The 18,040-nt window shown below is 71.4% G+C and carries 16 protein-coding genes; 4 read left to right on the top strand and 12 right to left on the bottom strand.

The window, feature by feature from the left end; genetic code table 11:
- The first annotated feature begins 53 nt into the window (after positions 1-53).
- Genes nadB through OV208_RS16665 form a run of 3 tightly spaced genes read left to right on the top strand, consistent with a single transcriptional unit; the run spans position 54 to position 3,021 of the window.
- Positions 54-1,643, top strand: a complete 1,590-nt coding sequence (nadB, locus tag OV208_RS16675; protein ID WP_267574813.1) for an L-aspartate oxidase — start codon at positions 54-56, stop codon at positions 1,641-1,643.
- A 6-nt stretch (positions 1,644-1,649) separates the two neighbouring features.
- Positions 1,650-2,417, top strand: coding sequence for a rhomboid family intramembrane serine protease (locus OV208_RS16670; RefSeq protein ID WP_267574812.1), 768 nt, complete (start codon positions 1,650-1,652; stop codon positions 2,415-2,417).
- A gap of 1 nt (position 2,418) precedes the next feature.
- Positions 2,419-3,021: a TIGR00730 family Rossman fold protein gene (locus OV208_RS16665; protein WP_267574811.1), complete on the top strand. Its 603-nt coding sequence runs from the start codon at positions 2,419-2,421 to the stop codon at positions 3,019-3,021.
- A 19-nt stretch (positions 3,022-3,040) separates the two neighbouring features.
- Here OV208_RS16665 and OV208_RS16660 read toward each other — a convergent pair whose 3' ends face one another.
- The 9 genes from OV208_RS16660 to OV208_RS16620 all read right to left on the bottom strand — a co-directional run bounded on the left by OV208_RS16660 (position 3,041) and on the right by OV208_RS16620 (position 12,559).
- Entirely contained in the window at positions 3,041-3,670 is a 630-nt protein-coding gene (locus OV208_RS16660) for a hypothetical protein (RefSeq protein ID WP_267574810.1), read from the bottom strand.
- Positions 3,667-4,233, bottom strand: coding sequence for an orotate phosphoribosyltransferase (gene pyrE, locus OV208_RS16655; protein ID WP_267574809.1), 567 nt, complete (start codon positions 4,231-4,233; stop codon positions 3,667-3,669). The genes OV208_RS16660 and pyrE overlap by 4 nt, the downstream gene beginning before the upstream one ends.
- A 3-nt stretch (positions 4,234-4,236) precedes the next feature.
- Positions 4,237-5,388: a ParB N-terminal domain-containing protein gene (locus OV208_RS16650; protein ID WP_267574808.1), complete on the bottom strand. Its 1,152-nt coding sequence runs from the start codon at positions 5,386-5,388 to the stop codon at positions 4,237-4,239.
- Positions 5,389-5,731: 343 nt separating this feature from the next.
- Positions 5,732-6,457 carry a bactofilin family protein gene (locus OV208_RS16645; protein WP_267574807.1) on the bottom strand — a complete coding sequence of 242 codons (726 nt, stop codon included), beginning with the start codon at positions 6,455-6,457 and terminating at the stop codon, positions 5,732-5,734.
- Between the two features lie 3 nt (positions 6,458-6,460).
- On the bottom strand, positions 6,461-6,784 hold the full coding sequence (locus OV208_RS16640; RefSeq protein WP_120537551.1) for a bactofilin family protein: 324 nt from the start codon (positions 6,782-6,784) through the stop codon (positions 6,461-6,463).
- A gap of 63 nt (positions 6,785-6,847) precedes the next feature.
- Positions 6,848-7,189 carry a bactofilin BacN gene (bacN, locus tag OV208_RS16635; RefSeq protein WP_120537550.1) on the bottom strand — a complete coding sequence of 114 codons (342 nt, stop codon included), beginning with the start codon at positions 7,187-7,189 and terminating at the stop codon, positions 6,848-6,850.
- Between the two features lie 54 nt (positions 7,190-7,243).
- A complete protein-coding gene (locus OV208_RS16630; protein WP_267574806.1) occupies positions 7,244-8,083 on the bottom strand; it encodes an alpha/beta hydrolase in 840 nt (279 codons plus the stop codon).
- A gap of 13 nt (positions 8,084-8,096) precedes the next feature.
- Entirely contained in the window at positions 8,097-9,863 is a 1,767-nt protein-coding gene (locus OV208_RS16625) for a tetratricopeptide repeat protein (protein WP_267574851.1), read from the bottom strand.
- A 194-nt stretch (positions 9,864-10,057) separates the two neighbouring features.
- Complete coding sequence (locus OV208_RS16620) at positions 10,058-12,559, bottom strand: ATP-binding protein (RefSeq protein ID WP_267574850.1); 2,502 nt, start codon at positions 12,557-12,559, stop codon at positions 10,058-10,060.
- Between the two features lie 523 nt (positions 12,560-13,082).
- On the opposite strand from OV208_RS16620, the gene OV208_RS16615 reads away from it, so the two are divergent.
- Positions 13,083-14,642 carry a hypothetical protein gene (locus tag OV208_RS16615; protein WP_267574805.1) on the top strand — a complete coding sequence of 520 codons (1,560 nt, stop codon included), beginning with the start codon at positions 13,083-13,085 and terminating at the stop codon, positions 14,640-14,642.
- A 12-nt stretch (positions 14,643-14,654) separates the two neighbouring features.
- On the opposite strand, the gene OV208_RS16610 is transcribed toward OV208_RS16615, so the two are convergent.
- The 3 genes from OV208_RS16610 to OV208_RS16600 are packed head-to-tail and all read right to left on the bottom strand — an operon-like array spanning position 14,655 to position 18,036.
- Positions 14,655-15,395, bottom strand: a complete 741-nt coding sequence (locus OV208_RS16610) for a TlyA family RNA methyltransferase (protein ID WP_267574804.1) — start codon at positions 15,393-15,395, stop codon at positions 14,655-14,657.
- Positions 15,392-17,143, bottom strand: a complete 1,752-nt coding sequence (locus OV208_RS16605) for a 1-deoxy-D-xylulose-5-phosphate synthase (RefSeq protein ID WP_267574803.1) — start codon at positions 17,141-17,143, stop codon at positions 15,392-15,394. Before OV208_RS16605 ends, OV208_RS16610 begins: the two co-directional genes overlap by 4 nt.
- Positions 17,143-18,036 carry a polyprenyl synthetase family protein gene (locus OV208_RS16600; protein ID WP_267574802.1) on the bottom strand — a complete coding sequence of 298 codons (894 nt, stop codon included), beginning with the start codon at positions 18,034-18,036 and terminating at the stop codon, positions 17,143-17,145. Before OV208_RS16600 ends, OV208_RS16605 begins: the two co-directional genes overlap by 1 nt.
- Between the last annotated feature and the right edge of the window lie 4 nt (positions 18,037-18,040).

Below are 18,040 nucleotides of genomic sequence, written 5' to 3'. Positions count from 1 at the left end.
TCCTCAAGAAAACGCCTTGTTTCCAGCACTTACCGCCATTAAGCCTGTTCGCCATGCCCCATCGGTTTGATTTCCTGGTCCTGGGCGGAGGCGTGGCGGGTCTGTCGTTCGCCCTGCAGGCGGCCCAGCACGGCACCGTCGCCGTGCTCACCAAGCGCGAGCGAGGCGAAGGCAACACCGCCTACGCGCAGGGGGGCATCGCCGGGGTGCTGGCCCCCACCGACACCTTCGATTCCCACATCGAGGACACGCTCGTGGCGGGCGCGGGGCTGTGCCACCGGGACGCGGTGGAGGTCACCGTGCGAGAAGGCCCTGAGCGCCTGCGACAGCTCGTCGCCCTGGGCGCCGAGTTCGACCGGCGGGTTGGCGGCGAGTTCGACCTCACGCGCGAGGGCGGCCACTCCGCCCGCCGGGTCATCCACGCGGGCGACATCACCGGCCGCGAGGTGCAGCGCGCCATGCTGGCCGCGTGCGACGAACACCCCAACATCACGTTCTTCCAGAACACGGCCGCCATCGACCTGATGCTGGACCGCAAGCCGCACTCGCCCTCCGCCAGCCGGTGCGTGGGCGTGTACGCGCTGATGGAGGACGGAAGCATCGAGCGCTTCCTCTCCAAGGTGACGGTGCTGGCCACCGGCGGCGCGGGCAAGGTGTACCTGTACACGTCCAACCCGGACGTCGCGACGGGTGACGGCGTGGCCATGGCGTACCGCGCGGGCGCGCGCGTGGCGAACATGGAGTTCTACCAGTTCCACCCCACCTGCCTGTTCCACCCGGAGGCCAAGAGCTTCCTCATCAGCGAGGCCCTGCGCGGCGAGGGCGGCAAGCTGCGGCTCAAGGACGGGCAGGCCTTCATGGAGCGCTACCACGCCCTGAGGGACCTGGCGCCGCGCGACGTGGTGGCGCGCGCCATCGACGCGGAGTTGAAGCGCACGGGCAACGACTGCGTCTACCTGGACATGACGCACCTGGGCCGCGCGTACGTCACCGAGCGCTTCCCCAACATCTACGCCACCTGCAAGGCCTTCAACATCGACATGGCCGTGCAGCCCATCCCCGTCGTGCCCGCGGCCCACTACCAGTGCGGCGGCGTGGTGACGGACCTGCACGGGCGCACCAACGTGCCGGGCCTCTACGCCATTGGCGAGGTGTCCTCCACGGGCCTGCACGGCGCCAACCGGCTCGCGTCCAATTCCCTGCTGGAGGGCCTGGTGTTCGGCCACCGCGCGGTGAAGGTGGCGGCGGAGGAGATTTCCTCGCTGACGCATCCCAAGGAGGAGCCGCCCGAGTGGGACTCCGGCAGCGCGGTGGACTCCGACGAGCGCGTGGTCGTCGCCCACAACTGGGATGAGATCCGCCGCCTGATGTGGAACTACGTCGGCATCGTGCGCACGGACAAGCGGCTGATGCGCGCGCGGCGGCGGCTGGAGCTGTTGCGCGAGGAGATCCGCGACTACTACTGGCGCTTCAAGGTGACCCGCGACGTCATCGAGCTGCGCAACATCGCGGAGGTCGCGCACCTCATCGTGGACTGCGCGAGCCGTCGCAAGGAGAGCCGGGGCCTGCACTACACCCTGGACTACCCCCACACCGACGAGCACCAGGGCACGCGCGACACCGTGCTGTCCCGGGAGCTGTGAGCCCCCATGTCCAGTCCGCGCCGCACGCAGAATGACCTGCCGGGCCCCACCGGCCTGGGAGACGAACCCGGACGCCCGCCGGAGAACCGCGATGGGGACGGCCCGCCGCCGGGGCCCCGGGGGCCGCAGGTCGCCCTGCCCCGCCCGTACGTCTGCTACGCGCTGATGGCCGGCGCGGTGGCGATGTTCTTCCTGGGCCGCTCGCTGGGCCAGACGCTGGTGGCTCCGGACGGGACGGTGGTGGGAGTCCTGAAGCCGCTGGCCCTCTTCGGCCCGGCGGTGCAGGCCGGCGAGTACTGGCGCCTGTTGGGCATGGTGTTCGAGCACGGCAACGCGCTGCACCTGTTCTTCAACATGTCCGTCGTCTTCACGATGGGCCAGACGCTGGAGCGCGGCATCGGCAGCCTGCGGTTCCTGGCGCTGTCGCTCGTCACCGCGCTGGGCGGCTCCGCGTTCGCGCTCTTCTTCAACTTCAACGTCCAGACGGTGGGCGCCTCCGGGATGATCCTCGGCTGGGGCGGCGCGATGCTGCCCATCGCCACGCAACAGGGCCGCAAGGACCTGTACTTCTGGCTGGTGCAGGTGGCGGTCATCAGCCTGCTGCCCGGCGTGAGCTGGGCGGGACACCTGGGCGGGTTCCTCTTCGGACTGCCGTGCGGCATGGCCCTGCGCCAGGGCCGGAAGTTCTACGCGCGCGCCATCCCCGTGCTGCTGTTCATCGCCGCGGCCCTGGCCCTGGTCGCCGCCCACCCCGAACGGCGCGGAGGTTTCTGACATGGCCGAAGCGAACGTGCGCAGCGTCTGCGTCTTCTGCGGCTCCCGCTCCGGCGTGCGCGCCGAGTACCGCGACGCGGCCACGAAGCTGGGCGCCGCGCTGGCCCGGCGGGGGCTGACGCTCGTCTACGGCGGCGCCAGCGTGGGGCTGATGGGCACGGTGGCGGACGCGGTGCTCGCGGGCGGCGGCAAGGCCGTGGGCGTGCTGCCCCACTTCATGGACGCGAAGGAGCTGGGCCACCCGCGCCTGACGGAGCTGCACCGGGTGGACTCCATGCACGCGCGCAAGGCGTTGATGGCCGAGCGCGCGGACGCCTTCATCGCCCTGCCCGGCGGCTTCGGCACCCTGGACGAGCTGTTCGAGATCGTCACCTGGGCCCAGCTGGGGCTGCACCGCAAGCCCATGGGCCTGTTGGACGTGGACGGCTTCTTCCAGCCGCTGCTCGCGCTGGTGCAGCGCATGGTGGAGGCGGGCTTCGTGCCGGAGACCCAGGCGATGCCTTTCGCGGTGAGCCCTTCGCCGGACGCGCTGTTGGACCGCCTGCTCGCGGGGCCCACGATGCCGGTGACGTCGAAGTGGCTCAAGGACGGCCAGCAGACTTGAGGGCCGCCGGCCGCGGGCTTCAGCGCGCGTGCACCTTGAGCTCCGCCTTCCCCAGCGAGGAGGCCACGCGCAGCATCACCTGCTCAGTGCCTTCGGGGATGACGGGCTGGCCTTCGGTGAAGGTGCGCGGGAAGCGGACGCGGTAGGCCACCCAGAAGAGCGTGGTGTACGGGTAGTAGGCGCGCACGTTGAGGTCGGCGCGGCCGATGCGACGGACCTCCACGGGGGTCACTTCTCCCGCGGGCGTCACCAGGGCCAGCCGCCAGATGCTGTTGCGGTTGGCGAAGTCGTCGTAGCGCATGTCATTGACGTGCACGCCCAGGAAGAACTCGTGGAACTTCGCGGCCTCGGCCTGCTCCTCGGCGAGCAGGGCCTCCACCTTCGCCGCGGGCAGCGTCTGGAAGAGCGCGCGGCGGCGGACGCGGGCGTCGCGGAAGGTGGGCGTCTGAAGCGTGGCCCCCGCGAAGATGCGCGTGTCGAAGCCGTCGTAGATCTCCTTGCGGTCCGAGTACCGGTCCAGCGCCGCCAGGTACGCGGACTCCGCCTTCGGATCATCCAACGTGGGCGCGGGCTCCCCGATGAAGGGGGGGGCGTTGGCGCAACCGCCGAACACGCCCAGCAGCACCACGGCCAACAGCAGCCTTCTCACGGGATGAAGTCCTTGCGCGTGAACAACGTGGTGAGGCGGTGGCCGGAAGCCTCCACGGCCTCGCGTCCCCCCTCCAGCCGGTCCACCAGCGCGAAGGCGCCCAGCACCGTCAGGCCCTCCAGCTTCGCCCGCTCAATCGCCTTGAGCGTGGACGCGCCCGTCGTCACCACGTCCTCCACGATGGCCACCGGCGCACCGGGGCCCAGCGCGGACAGGCCTTCAATCCACTGGCCGGTGCCGTGGCCCTTGGGCTCCTTGCGCACGATGAAGGCGTGCAGCGGCGTGCCTTCCAGGAAGCTGGTGAGGCTCACCGCCGACGCGAGCGGATCCGCGCCGAGCGTCAGCCCACCCGCCGCCACCGCCGACGGAGCGTCGCGCCGGATGGCCTCCAGCAGCAGCCGGCCGACGAGGTAGTGGCCCTCGGCGAGCAGCGCCGTGCGCTTGCAGTCGATGTAGAAGTCCGACTCCTTGCCGGAGGAGAGCACCACGCGCCGCCGCTCGAAGGAGCGCTGGGTGAGCACCTCCAGGAGCCGGGCGCGGTCGCGAGTGAGCGGTTCCGCCATGGCCTACAGACCCTCCAGGTATTTCACCAGCTCCGCCGAGTAGCGGACCTGCATCAGCAGCTCCGCGCGCCGGGATTCATCCAGCGAGGAGAACACGTCCGCCAGGAGCGACAGGTCCTGGTTGAGGGCGCCCATGCGCTGCGCGACGTCCGCCGCCAGCTCATCCGCGTCGATCTCCTCTTCCACGCCCTCGGGCGCCAGCGAATCCTCGGTGGCGAGCGCCTTCTCCAGCATGTCGCGCACCGGCGCGGTCAGCCGGCCTTCGGCCTCCAGCGAGGCCCGCTTGGCCGCCAGCGTGTCGTGCTCCACCGGCGAGGCGTGGATGGCCTCCGCCAGGGACAGGAGCAGCGCGTCCTCGTCGGACAGCTCCTCGTGCACGCGGACCTGCACCTGGTCGCGCTTGAGGAATCTCAGCGCCGCCACGCGCCGGAAGCCGCAGATGAGCTGGTAGCGCTCGTCGCCGCGCGGGCGCACGTCCACCGGGAACAGCTGCCCCAGCCGCGCCAGGTCCGTGGCCAGCTCGGACACGTCGCCTTCGTCCCGCAGACGGAAGGTGGTGTCCTCCTCCAGTCGCTCCAGCGGCAACACCATCGCCGTCACCTGTCCCATCACGCGGGGCTCCACGTCCTCCGCGAGGGGCGCCTCGTCCGGCGGGGTCGCCACGTCTTCTTTGGCGCCGCCATCCGGGCCGGGCGCTTCTTCCTGGCTCGCACGGCTCGCCACGTCCCAGATGCCCGCGCTCAAGAGCGCGGCGTCCACGCCCGACACCGGGCCGGAGCGCGTCTCGTCCTTCGCCTCGGCAGGGGCCTCCGTCGCGTCACCGCCCGACGGCAGCTCGACGTAGCGGCCCGGGCCCGCGTTCTCGGTGGAGGACTCGGAGCCCGTCGCGGCGTCGGTCGTTCCACCCGCGTCGACACCCGTTCCAGAGGCCACACCTGACTCGGAATCCGTCGCGGAGGCACCACCCATCTCGCCGCCCGTTCCGGATGAAGCACCTGCATCAGGGCTCGTCGCGGACGCCGCGTCCGCATCGCCGCCGGTTCCGGATGAAGCACCGGCATCGACGTCCGTCCCGGACGCCGCGCCTGCCTCGGAGCCCGTCGTGGACGACGCATCCGCATTGCCCGCGTCGGTGCCACCGCTGCGCGTGTCCATGGGGCCAGCACCGGCATCCACCGGGGCCCCGGAGGCGTCACCCGCTCCACTGATTGATTCCGCTTGCGCTCCACTCACGGCGTCGCCACCCGCTCCCGCCTGAGAGGCGCCTTCCGAAGTCACTTCCCCACCCGCGCCCTGCGCGTGCGGCGGCCCTGCCACGCCCTCGCCAGACTCCGGCGGAGACGCTTCGGACGCGCCCTCCTGCTGGGACGGCGTCGCGTTCTCCCCAGGCGTGCCCGGCATTCCTTCCTGTCCCTCGGCCCTGTGCTCGGCGTCCATGGTGGCACCCCCGGTTGTTCCACCCCCGCGCCGCCGGAAATGACGGCGCGGTGGGCGGGCTCTAACGGGACTTCTTCACCACGACCTTCTTCTTCGCGCCAGCCGCCACCACGGGAGACATGGGTCTCGAAGCACTGCTCGCCTGCTCAGTGGGAGGCGGGCGCGGCGGCTCGGATGCGCGCGGGGTGAACGTGGGCGTCGCGGGCGGCGGCGGAGGCAGCGGCTTGCTGGCCGGAGCCAACGGCCGGGACACCACCGTGGCCGGCGCCGTGCTCGTGGGCGCGGGACGCGCTGGGGGCGGCGGCGGGGTCGGGGCGCGCGGGGGCGCCGCCGGAGGCGTCGGGGGGCGCGGCGGCGTGGCGCCGGGCCGCACCGTGGGACGCGTGACGGCCTGGGGGCGCGCGACGGTGGGGCGCTCGGCCGGCAGACGGCCCGGCTCCACGTCGCCCATGTCCACGCGGCCGCGGAAGCTGGCGCCGTCCACGATGATGACGCGGGGGGCGCGGATGTCGCCCACCATGCGGCCTTCGCGGGTCAGCTCCACGCTTTCGGTGGCGTTGATGTTGCCCACCACCACGCCGCTGACGATGGCGTTCTTCACCGCCACGTTGGCCTTCACCACGCCCGAGGGCTCCACGATGAGGGTGCGGCTGAGGGTCAGTTCACCCTCGACGCGCCCGCGGACCGTGAGGTCCTCGTCACCCGTGAGACGACCGCTGATGAGGATGGAAGGCCCCACCACGGTGTTGTCCACGGCATTGTCTGCGAGCTCCTTGGCGGTGGCCACGGATCAGCGCTCCTTCATGTCCATGTCGACGTTGCCCTTGAAGGAGGCACCGTCGGCGATGAGGATTCGCGGGGCCTTGATGTCGCCCACCACGCGGCAGTCCGTCTTGAGCTCCACCTTGTCGCTGGCGACGATGTTGCCCGTCACCCGGCCGGCGATCTCCACGTTCTGCGTGTCGATGTCCGCCTCGACGACGCCGGAGCCCTCCACGTAGAGGCTCTCCTTGAGGGAGATCTTCCCCTTCACGGTGCCCTGGATGACCAGGACCTCGTCACCGGAAATCTCCCCGTCGATGACGATGCTCGAACCAATGACCGTATTCGCCATGAGTGTTGTCCGCCTTCTCGAAGCTTGCGCCTGGGGGGTCCGTGGGACGAACCCCGGTGGATGCTAGATGTCGTCCGGCAACTTCACGTCCATCTCGATGGAGCCGTTGAACACGGCCCCATCCTCGATGACGACGCGCGGGGCCTTGATGTCGCCCGCAACCTTCGCCGAGGCATTGATGGCCACACGGGTCGACGCGTCGATGTTGCCGCTCGCCTCTCCGTTGATGGTCAGTTCCTCGGCGCGGATGTCCGCCTGCACCTTGCCGGTGCCCTCGATGGTCAGGTGGTTCTTCAGGGCGATCTGCCCCTCCACGCGTCCTTCGATGACCAGGTCTCCTCCGCCCGTGAGGTTGCCCCTGATGACGATGCCCTTGCCAATGATGCCCGTTTCACCCTGTGCCATGAGGTGATCCTCGCCAGCGCCTGCTCCGTATGGGAGCGGGGCGACCTGATTATGTCAGAGATGCGCGGAGATCCAGCCGGAGATGTCCTGGAACACCGTCGAGCGATCCCGTTCGTTGAGCGGCTCGTGCCGCATGCCGGGGTACTCCTTGAACTTCTTGTCCGCCGTCCCCGCCGCCTCGAAGAAGGCCCGCGCCGTCGCGGGGAGCGCCACCCCGTCATCCTGTCCGCACAGCACGAACAGCGGCACTTGAATCTTCGGCGCCAGGAGCAGCGCCTGCGCCTGGGCCACCGTGGACTCCACGAACCAGCGCGGCGTGGCGAAGGTGATGTACAGCGGGTCCTCGCCGACCGCCTTCTGGATGTCCGGGTCGGTGCTGAGCATGTCCGGGGTCAGGCCGGAGCTGACATGCATCCACGGAATCACCGAGCCCACCATGCGGGCGGCGAGGACCTTCGCCGCGGGCGGGGTGATGGCCAGCTTGAGGTAGGGCGCGGAGAGGATGGCGCCGGTGAGACCCTCCATCCCCTTGGCCAGCGCGTGCACCGCCATCAGGCCGCCGTGGCTGTGGCCCAGCAGGAAGATCTTCTGGGTGCCGGCGGCGGCGCGCACGCGCTGCCAGAAGCCGTCCAGGTCGTCGAGGAATTCGGGCCACTTGCTGGCGTAGGCGCGGCGTCCGTCGGCGCGGCCGTGGCCCCGGTAGTCAAAGCCGTGCACCGCGAAGCCGTCCTGCACCAGCGCGTCGATGACGGGCCGGTAGCGGCCGATGTGGTCCCCGTAGCCGTGGACGATGGCGACATGCGCGCGCGGAGTTCCCGCGTCCGGCAGGTCCAGCGTCCAGAACAGCCGGGTGTTGTCCTTGCCGGTGAAGAAGCCTTCGTCGTGGCGGGCCATGGGTGCCGGGACCTTAGCGGCCCGGCGCTGGCGAGGGTAGCGCCTTCAACTTGCGCTCCAACGCCGTGCGCTGGCCGGCGGGTTCGGCGGCCTCCGGCTCCAGGGTGAGCACGTCCAGCGCGCGCTTCCAGGACGCGGCGGCATCCGTGGCGCGGGCGGCCTTGAGGTAGGCATCCCCCAGGTGCTCCAGGATGGCGGGCTCGTCGGGGGCCAGCTCCACCGCGCGCTCCAGCAGTTCCACCGCCCTGCGTGCCTCGCCGCGCTGGAAATAGACCCAACCCAGCGAGTCCACGTACGCCGCGCTGTCGGGCCTCAGCGCCAGCGCGCGCCGCACCAGCCGCTCCGCCTCGTCCAGGTCCCGGCCGTGCTGCGCGAGCAGGTAGCCGATGAAGTTCATCGCCGCCGAGTGCTCCGGCGCCACCACCAGCACCGTCCGCATCCGCGACAGCGCCCCGGCCACGTCCCCCTGGCGCTCCAGCGCGGCGCCCAGGGAGAAGAGCAGGTCCTGATCCCTGGGCGAGCGGGCGACGGCGTCGCGCAAGAGCGTGAGCGCCTCCGCGGGGCGGCCCTGGCGCTCCAGCAGGGAGGCCAGCGCCTCGTAGGCCATCGCCGCGCCCTCCCCTCCCAGGGCCTCGCGCAGCACGCCTTCCGCCTTCGCGGGCGAACCACCGCGCTCCAGCGCCCGGGCATAGGCGACGCGCAGCTCCAGGTCCTCCGGCGTCTCCTTCACGGCGGCGCGGTAGAGCACCAGCGCCCGGGCGTGTTCTCCCGCCAGCGACAGGCAGCGGGCCCGCCGCACCCGGGCGTCGAGGAACACCTCCGAGTTGGCGGGCACGTCGGCGAAGGCCGTGGCGGCGGTGGAGAAGCGGCGCATCCGCTCCGCGACGAGGCCCGCGTAGTAGGCCAGCCGGGGCTCGTCCGGCGCGTCCTTCCGGGCGGCGTCCAGCACGGCCTCCGCGGCGGAGGACTGGTGCGCGGACAGGTAGCTGAAGGCCACCCGCACCGCCAACTCCGGTGAGGACGACAGCGACAGCAGCCGGTCGAAGTACGCCCGGGCCCGCGTCACCGAACCGCCCTTGAGCGCGGCGCGGCCCGCCGACAACAGCACCTCGCGGCTGTCCGGATCCGCCTCCAGCGCGCGTGCGAGCGCGTCCTCGGCCTCCTTCGCCCGCCCCGCGTCCTCGTACATGCGGGCGAGCGTGGACCACACCTCCACGTCCCCCGGGTCCCGCTCGGCGGCCTTCGTGAGCAGCCGCTCGGCGCGGGCCGTGTCGCCGCGTTCGGCCAGCGCCAGCCCCAGCCGCCGGTAACCGGAGGCCTCCCCGGGCAGCGCGTGCGCGAGCGCCTCCACCACCTTCACCGCTTCATCCGGCGCCTTCGCGTCCAGGTGGAGCTGAGACAGCACCAGGTACGCCTCCGGGTCGCGCGGGCGCAGCGTCATCGCGCGGCGCAGGTGCTGGCGAGCGCGCGAGAGGCGGCCGGACTCCATCAGCACCCGGCCCAGGAGCACGTGCGCGGGGTAGTACGTGGGGGCCTTCTCCACCGCCCGGCGCAGCTCGCGCTCGGCGCGCTCCAGGTCTCCCAGGCGCGCGTACTCCTCGCCCAGTTGGGTGAGCAGGCGCGGGTTGCCATCATCGGTGGCGAGCGCCAGCCGCAGCTCGTCCACCGCGCCCCGGTGGTTGCCCTCCAGGTGCAGCAGGCGCGACTGGAGGTAGTGCGCGTAACTGGCGGACGACGCGGCGGGGTCGTCCTGCGCGGCGGAGTCCATCGCCTCGCGCATCGCCTCGCGGTCGATGTGGGGGGCCGGTGCCTTCTTGGCCGGAGCCTTCGGAGGCGGAGCGGCCCCCGCGCCCCCGGCGACCAGGGCGAGGCACAGCACGGCGGCACGGCGGAGGAACGGGAGCTTGCGCACGCGGAAGCCGAGTGTAGCGCGGCGCGCCCCCTTTTTCCCGCGGTCAGGGGGCGCGGCCGGAACTAGAGGGCCTCGGGCGGCGGAGCGCCCAGCTTCTCCAGCAGCTTCTCCACCGGGTCGCTGTCCTGGCTGACGTCCGCCAGGGCAGCGCGGTATTCGATGGAGGTCACCTTCTCCACGTCCGGCATCAGCCGGTTGATGACCGTGCGCGCGGCGTCCGCGTTGCACTCGGGCAGCACCACCGCGAAGACACCCTGCCCCAGGTGGGCGATGGCATCCGGGTGTCGCACCCGCTTGCGCATCACGTCCGCCATGTTGGAGGGCAGCGCTTCCAGGTTGCGGTCCGGCCGGAGCACCGCCAGCGTGAGCGAGCGGTGGTAGCGCCGGCTGCGGGCCACCTCCTGCTCCAGCCGCAACAGCAGGCCGCGCCGGTCGTGCAGCCCCGTCGCGGGGTCGCTGCCGGTGCGCTTCTGGAGCGGAGCCGACTTGTCCTGCTGTTCCTTCTCACCCTGGCGCAGCTTGAGGGCCCGTTCGGTGCGGTTCAGCAACTCCACCGCGTTGAACGGCTTGGCCATGTAGTCCACCGCGCCCAGGTTGAGCGCGCGGACCTTGTCGGCCACGCCCTGGTGGGCGGACAGCAGGATGACGGGGATGTGCGCCGTGTCCGACGAGGACTTGAGCGCCATGGCCGCGTCCAACCCGTCCAGCTTGGGCAGGAACACGTCCATCACCACCAGGTCCGGACGGGACGCACGAGCCTTCGCCAGGCCCTCCGCGCCGTCGCGCGCCACCTCCACGCGGTACTTCGAGCGCAGCACCTCCGACAGCACCGCGGCGATCTCCGGCTCGTCCTCCACCACCAGCACGCGAGGCTGCTCGGGCGTGGCGCCGGGCGCGGGCTGCGGCCGGGGGTTGCGCGCGGCCTCCTGCGCCAGCGGCAGCGTGAAGACGAAGGTGCAGCCGCCGTCGGCCGGGCTCTCCGCCCAGATTTCGCCGCCGTGCAGCTCCACGAACTCCTTGCAGATGGCCAGCCCCAGCCCCGTGCCCTTGGGCCCGTGGCGGTAGCGATCAAACACGAGGTGCAGCTCGTCCGGGGGGATGCCCACCCCGTTGTCGCTCACCATCACCCGCACCGCGTCGCCGTCCGGCCGCGACAGCCGCTGCGTGCGCACCACCACCTCGCCGCGCGTGTCGCTCGCGTGCTGGATGGCGTTGCTGATGAGGTTCTGCAGCACCTCGTGCAGCTTCACCTCGTCGCCAATCAGCATCAGGCTGTCGGGGCACTCGGAGCGCAGCGCCACGGCCTTCTCCGCGGCGAGGATCTCCAGCTCCCCCACCGCGTCGCGGCACAGCTGCGCCACGTCCAGGACGCGAGGTTCGATGGACAGCCGCGCCGCCTCGCCCTTGCCCTTCTCCAGCAGGGACTCGACCAGGGTGAGGATTTTCCGACCCTGGCGGATCATCGCCTCCGCGGACTGCTTCTGCTGCGTCTCCAGCGGACCTTCGAGCAGCAGCCGACCATGGCCCAGTAGCACCTGGAGGGGCGCGCGCAGGTCGTGGCTGCACACCGCGATGATCTCATCCTTGAGGCGGTTGAGCTCCTTCAGCCGGCGGTTCGCGTCGTTGAGCTCGCGGTAGCGCTCCACGTACGCCAGCTCCAGGTCCTCGCGCTTCTTCTTCACCGCCGTGTGCAGGCGCGCGTTGCGGATGGAGTTGGCGAGCACGCCCGCCACCGCCTGCGCGAACTCCTGCTCGTCGCGACCGATGGACGCATCCCCCCGCGACACGCGCAGGAACAGCGCGCCCAGCAGGTCGTCCTGACAGATGAGCGGCTGCACCAGGATGGACTTCACGCCCTGCGGGAGCAGTGACGTGCGCACCTCCGCCATCAGCGGATCGCGCTGCGCCTCTTCAATCAGCACCGGCTGCCGCGTCTCCAGCGCGCGGCGCAGCTCCGGATAGCGCGCCACCTCGATGTCCAGTTGGACGAGGCTCGGGTCCTCCTGCGTCGCGACGACCGTGGCCGTGCGCGCGTGGCTGCCCTCCACCAGCACCACCGAACAGCGGTCCGTGCCGGTGACCTGGCCCACCTTCTCCACCGCGATGCGGAGGATCTCCTCCAGCTCCAGTGAGCTGGTGGCCGCCTGGGTGATCTCCAGCAGCATCCCCATGCGCAGGCGGATGCGCTCCTCGCGCTCCTTCAGACGCCAGGCGCGCAGGGCCGACTCCAGCCGGGGCACCAGTTCGTCCGCGCCGCGCACGAAGTCATCCACCGCCAGACGCTTGAAGGCCTCCGCGGAGCGCGCGCGGCCCTGGTCCACCAGCACCGGCAGCCGGTTCAGCTTGTCCACCTTGCGGACGGTCTCCAGCAGCTCGGCCGCCCGCTTGGCCGTCACCGACAGGAGGACCACTTCTGGCTGGAGCTGGTCCACCATCTCCGCCAGCCCACTCTCACGCTCGGTGGTGCCGCACTGGTAGCCGCTCGCCGTCAGGCGCTCCACCAACGCGTCGCCCGCGGCCTTCGCCGCCAGCACCAGCACCCGTCCCCGCTGCTCCGACGCCAACATCTCGATCCTCACGGCACGCCTCCGCCCCGCCCAGACAGGGAACGACACTGCGAAAGCCCGTTGGGTGCGTAAGGGGTCATGGTCGATTCTGGATCATGCCGTCTAACCCGTCCGTGAGCCAGCAGATGGACGGGACTCTCCCAAGGGAGAGAGGTGAGAGAAGGGGCGCGACGTATACCCCGACCCGGCGTCAACGCCCCGGATTCCGCGCGCGCGTGACGTTCGGATGACCTCGAAGTATCGGGGCCGCCTCTCCTCGGAGAACAGGAGTCGGGCCCCCACCGGAACGCCATGGCTGTGACTTTCTTCCCCCACCGCCCTGCCGTGCTTCCTCGAAAGCAGGGGTGGCAGGCAGGGAGGACCCGGCGGGTTGGGCCCTGGCGAGCAACCGGCGGGGGCGGTGGTGGGAGGACTCCGGACGGCGTCGCGATCAGGAATCGCTCGGGAAGGCGGTTCTGGGGGCGGGATGCGGGGCTCCAGGGCCCGCCTGTGTCCCCATAGCACGGTAGAGTGCAGCCCCATGCACCTCGATAGACCGCGCCTGTCCGCGTCGCGGGCCGCCTTCCTGGCCTCGCTCGCCATTTCCGCCCTGTCCGCCTGTGGCGGTGACCCGAAGCTACCGCCCGTGCCGGACCCTCCGGTGGTGACCCTGTCCATCCCCGAGCCCAACACGGCGGCGCCCCTGCTGAAGATCCGGCTGCTCGTCGCCGGGTGTGACGCGGTGGCGCAGGCGGAGATCTACGACCGGGAGGTGTTCCTCAAGACGGTCCCCTACACCAGCGGCTCCATGGACTTCGAGCTGGCCTCGAATGAGATCAAGTACACGTCAGGCCTCTCCGCGAAGCTGGCGCTCCACGCGAAGGTCACCTGTGCGGACGGCCGCTCCAACGTGTCGCAGCCCCAGGCCGCCACGTTCCTGCCGGTGACGAAGGTGGTGAAGGACGCGGACCCCAACGGCCAGGTGGTGACGGACTTCTTCGTCGCCGAAGGCAATGGCACGGGCGTGAGCTTCATCGGGTGCGGCAACCCCACCACGGGCGTCGGCACGCTGTTCCGCGTGGATTCCGCCGGGAAGCTGCAGCAGAGCGTGGCCATGGGCGTGCCGTGCAACGCGTCCACGGTCTACACGGACCTGCACCCATCGACGAACAAGCGGTGGGTCTGGACGCCCGGCGCGAGAGCGGTGGCGGTCCACCAGAACTTCACGGTCAGCGGGCTGTCGAAGCCGACCATCTTCCTGTCCAACCTTTCCATGATGGACAACGGCGACGCGCTCATCGCCGATGACGACAACATCGTGTACCGGCTGCCGCATGACTCCGGCATCGGCGCTCCGAAGTGGACCTTCGCCTCGGAGTGGCCGCTCGTCGCGCCGCCCCTCCAGAAGGGTTCGGACGTGCTCGTGGCGTACATGGAACAGCCGGAGGTCACCACGGCCAAGGTGCTGCAGATCGTCGTCGCGCGGCTGAATGCCAACGGCACCGGGGACCTGGTGCCCGTGAGCCAGACCGCCATCCTGAAGTACAACGGCGATTTCGGTTCGCCGCCGCTCGCGTCGTTCAGCCCGGATGGCACGGTCCTCTACCTGGCCTTCCCCTTGGGCAACAACCAGTCGAGCATCCAGGCCTGCCGGGTGGACTCGGCGGGCTGCGAGGGCTCCGGGCTCAAGTGGAACAGCCCCGCTCTGCCCGTCCCGCTCCAGTTCGTCCTCCCCTACGCGGGCGGAACGCGCGTGGCCGCCATCGGCCTGCAGCGCGTGTGGTTCCTGAACGCGGACACCGGCGCCATCGTCAACAAGGACGGCAAGTCGGTGGACGCCTCCGGCACGCTCCAGGTCGTCCAGGTGCAGTTGGGCCGGGCCACCAGCCCCGAGTTCTACCTGCTCAACGGCTCCGGCCCGGGCGAGCTGCCCCAGGAGATCGTCGCGGTGGACTCCGGCGAGAAGGGAGAGCTGTTCCGCTTCGAGGTGTCCAGCAGCCTGTCGTGCTCGGTGGACAACGACAACCGCCTCTGGATGCGGACCGGCAACAGCCTGGTCCAGACGCTGCCCCTGGCGGACTACCGCAAGGTCCGCCCGTAACCGCGTGACGCCTCAGGGCCGGTCGGCGACGAGGAGCGCTTCCACGTTGCCGGCGGGCCCGGGCACGGGCGAGTCCATCAGCCCGCGCACGGCGAGGCCCTGCTCGCGCACGAACGCCGTCACGGTGTCGATGGCGTCCTGCCGCGCGACGGGGTCCCTCACCACGCCGCCCTTGCCCACCCGGTCCGGCCCCACTTCGAACTGGGGCTTCACCAGCGCCACCAGCAGGCCCCCGGGCGACAGGAACGTCAGCACCGACGGCAGCACCTGGGTGAGCGAGATGAAGCTCACGTCGATGACGACCACGCCCACCTTCTCCGGCAGGTCCTCTTCCGTGAGGTAGCGCGCGTTCACCCGCTCGCGCGAGCGCACTCGCGGGTCCTTGCGCAGTTTCTCGTGAAGCTGGCCATAGCCCACGTCGATGGCGTGCACCCGCACCACGCCGTGCTGGAGCAGGCAGTCGGTGAAGCCACCCGTGCTGGCGCCGATGTCCGCGCCCACGCGGCCCGTCACGTCCAGGCCGAAGCGGTCCATGGCCCCCTTGAGCTTGAGGCCCCCGCGCGACACGTACGGCAGCACCTCGCCCTTGAGGCGCAGCTCCGACTCCACCAGCACCAGGGCGCCGGGCTTGTCCACGCGCTGGTCGCCCACCACCACCTGACCGGCGAGGATGAGCGCCTGGGCCTTGGTGCGCGACTCGGCGAGGCCCCGCTCCACCACCAGCACGTCCAACCGCTCCTTCTTCAACTTCACGGGGCCTCCTCGCCGAGCAACCCCCGGCCCGCGCGCCTGAGGCCCACCGCGTCCAGGCCCAGCTCCGCGCGCTGCACCCGGGCGTCACCATGCGGCAGGAACACGTCCGGCATGCCCACGAGCTTCACCCGGGGATGCACACCGGAGGCCGCGTACAGCTCCAGCACCGCGCTGCCCAGCCCGCCCCGGGTGGTGCCCTCCTCGGCCACCACCACGTGCCCGGACGCCGCGGCCTCCAGCAGCGCCGCCTCATCCAGCGGCCAGGCCCGGCGCGCGTCCAACACGCTCCAGTCCGGTTCGTCCCGCACGGCCTCCAGCGCCGCGAGCCCCAGCGGGCCCAGCGTCACCAGCGTCAGCCGGGGCGCTTGCGCGCGCTTCAGCCAGCGGGCTCCCGCCACGGGTGCGTCCCCCACGTGCAGCTCCGGGGGCACCGCCGGCAACGTGCCGCGCGGGAAGCGCAGCACGGACGGCCCGGCCGCCTGGAGCGCGGTGGTGAGCATCGGCCCCAGGTCCTCGCCCACCACCGGGGCCCACTGCGTCAGGCCCGGGAGGGGCCGGAGGAAGGACACGTCGTACGCGCCCTGGTGCGTGGCGCCGTCCGCGCCCACGAGCCCCGCGCGGTCCAACGCGAAGACGACGGGCAAGCCCGGCAGGCAAACGTCGTGGACCACCTGGTCGTACGCGCGCTGGAGGAAGGTGGAGTAGACGACGCACACCGGCCGAGCCCCCGCCGCAGCCAGCCCCGCGCAGAAGGTGACGGCATGCTGTTCCGCGATGCCCACGTCGTGCACGCGGTCCGGGAAGCGCGCCTTCAAGCCCGTGAGCGCGGAGCCCTCCAGCATCGCGGGGGTGACGACCACCACGCGCGGATCCCGCTCCAGCGCTTCGCCCAGCACCGTGGCGAACGCCTCGCTGAACGTGGGCAGGCCGCCGCGCGAGCGCACGAGCTTGCCGGCGCGCCACTCGTACGGCCCCATGGCGTGGCCGCGCGTCTGCTCGTCGGCCTCCGCGGGAGGAAAGCCGCGCCCCTTCTTCGTGAGCGCGTGCACCACCACCGGCCGCAACGAAGCCTTCGCCTCGCGCAGCGCCTGCGTGAGCGCGCCCAAATCGTGCCCGTCCACCGGGCCCAGGTAGGTGAAGCCCAGCGATTCGAAGAAGGCTCGCGCGTTGCGCGTCCGCAGCAGCGCGGGGATGGCGCCCACGTTCGCGCTGATGGACATCTGGTTGTCGTTGACCACCACCACCAACGGCAGGTGGCTGCCCCCGGCGTTGTTGAGGCCCTCGAAGCTCAGGCCGCCCGTGAGTGCCCCGTCCCCCACCACCGCCACCACGTGGCCCCGGTGCTCCAACTGCCGCCGGCCCGCGAGCACGCCCAGCGCCGCGGAGATGGCCGTGCATGCATGGCCCGCTGCCAGGGCGTCATGGGGGCTCTCGCGCGGATCCAGGAACGGGGCGATGCCTCCCGCCTGCCGCAGCGTGTGCATGCGGTCGCGCCGGCCGGTGAGCAGCTTGTGCGCGTACGCCTGGTGCCCCACGTCGAAGAGGATCGCGTCCTGGGGCGTGTGGAAGACGCGGTGCAGGGCCACCACCAGCTCCACCGCGCCCAGCGACGCACCCAGGTGTCCGCCCACGCGGCCACACAGCGTGATGATGGCCTCGCGCAGCGCCTCGCACAGGCCGGGCAGCGCGTCCTCGGGGAGCGCTCGCACCTCCGAGGGAGAGGACACACCGGACAGCACGTCCGCCATCAGGACGTCCGCTCCACCGAGTAGCGCGCCAGGGCGGCCAGCGGGCCGTCGTTGCCTTCCAACGGACGCACGGCCTCCTCCGCCTTCGCCACCAGCTCCCGGGCCATGCGCCGCGACGCCTCCAGCCCCAGCACCGCCGGGAACGTGAAGCGTCCGGCCTCCGCGTCCGCGCCCGCGGGCTTGCCCAACTGCTCCGCGCTCGACGTGACGTCCAGCACGTCGTCGGCGATCTGGAACGCCAGTCCCACCGCGTCGCCGTAGGTCTCCGCGCTCACGAGCGCCGCCAGGTCGCCCCCGCCGGCCAGCACGCCCATGCGGCACGCCGCGCGGATGAGCGCCCCCGTCTTCAGGCGATGCAACCGGATGAGGTACGACTCCGTCGCCGCCCGGTCCTCCGCGATGTCCAGCACCTGGCCGCCCACCATGCCCGCCGCGCCCGCCGCGCGCGCCAGCTCCGCGCACAGCATGCCGCGCACCGGCTCCGGCCCGCTGGCCAGCACCGTGAAGGCCTCCGTGAGCAGTCCGTCCCCGGCCAGCAGCGCCAGCGACTCACCGAAGACCTTGTGGTTCGTCGGCTTGCCCCGGCGCAGGTCGTCGTTGTCCAGGCAGGGCAGATCGTCGTGCACCAACGAATACGTATGCACGTACTCCAGCGCGCACGCGGCATCCACGGCCACGTCGTTGCGGGTGCTCGCCTTGGCCACCGCGTCCGCGAACGCGATGCACATCACGGGACGCAGCCGCTTGCCGCCCGCGAGCAGCGAGTAGCGCATGGACTCCGCGAGCCGGGACGGGGTGCCGGCGGGAACCAGGCGGTCGGCTTTCTCGCGCAGCAGCGCCTCCACCCGCGCCTGCTGCGAGCGCATGAAGGGTTCCAGTTCGAAGGCGGCCATCGGA

Origin of the sequence: Corallococcus sp. bb12-1 (genome assembly GCF_026626765.1) — a bacterium.
GTDB lineage: Bacteria > Myxococcota > Myxococcia > Myxococcales > Myxococcaceae > Corallococcus > Corallococcus terminator.
The sequence above is the reverse complement of the archived record's forward strand: the minus strand, read 5'-3'. Positions and strand labels throughout refer to the sequence as shown.

Bases quoted from the DNA above. Each gene is read 5' to 3' on its own strand.
- nadB (WP_267574813.1), top strand. From the start codon at position 54: ATGCCCCATCGGTTTGATTTCCTGGTCCTGGGCGGAGGCGTGGCGGGT.
- OV208_RS16670 (WP_267574812.1), top strand. From the start codon at position 1,650: ATGTCCAGTCCGCGCCGCACGCAGAATGACCTGCCGGGCCCCACCGGC.
- OV208_RS16665 (WP_267574811.1), top strand. From the start codon at position 2,419: ATGGCCGAAGCGAACGTGCGCAGCGTCTGCGTCTTCTGCGGCTCCCGC.
- pyrE (WP_267574809.1), bottom strand. From the start codon at position 4,233: ATGGCGGAACCGCTCACTCGCGACCGCGCCCGGCTCCTGGAGGTGCTC.
- OV208_RS16650 (WP_267574808.1), bottom strand. From the start codon at position 5,388: ATGGACACGCGCAGCGGTGGCACCGACGCGGGCAATGCGGATGCGTCG.
- OV208_RS16640 (WP_120537551.1), bottom strand. From the start codon at position 6,784: ATGGCGAATACGGTCATTGGTTCGAGCATCGTCATCGACGGGGAGATT.
- bacN (WP_120537550.1), bottom strand. From the start codon at position 7,189: ATGGCACAGGGTGAAACGGGCATCATTGGCAAGGGCATCGTCATCAGG.
- OV208_RS16630 (WP_267574806.1), bottom strand. From the start codon at position 8,083: ATGGCCCGCCACGACGAAGGCTTCTTCACCGGCAAGGACAACACCCGG.
- OV208_RS16625 (WP_267574851.1), bottom strand. From the start codon at position 9,863: ATGCGCGAGGCGATGGACTCCGCCGCGCAGGACGACCCCGCCGCGTCG.
- OV208_RS16615 (WP_267574805.1), top strand. From the start codon at position 13,083: ATGCACCTCGATAGACCGCGCCTGTCCGCGTCGCGGGCCGCCTTCCTG.
- OV208_RS16605 (WP_267574803.1), bottom strand. From the start codon at position 17,143: ATGGCGGACGTGCTGTCCGGTGTGTCCTCTCCCTCGGAGGTGCGAGCG.
- OV208_RS16600 (WP_267574802.1), bottom strand. From the start codon at position 18,036: ATGGCCGCCTTCGAACTGGAACCCTTCATGCGCTCGCAGCAGGCGCGG.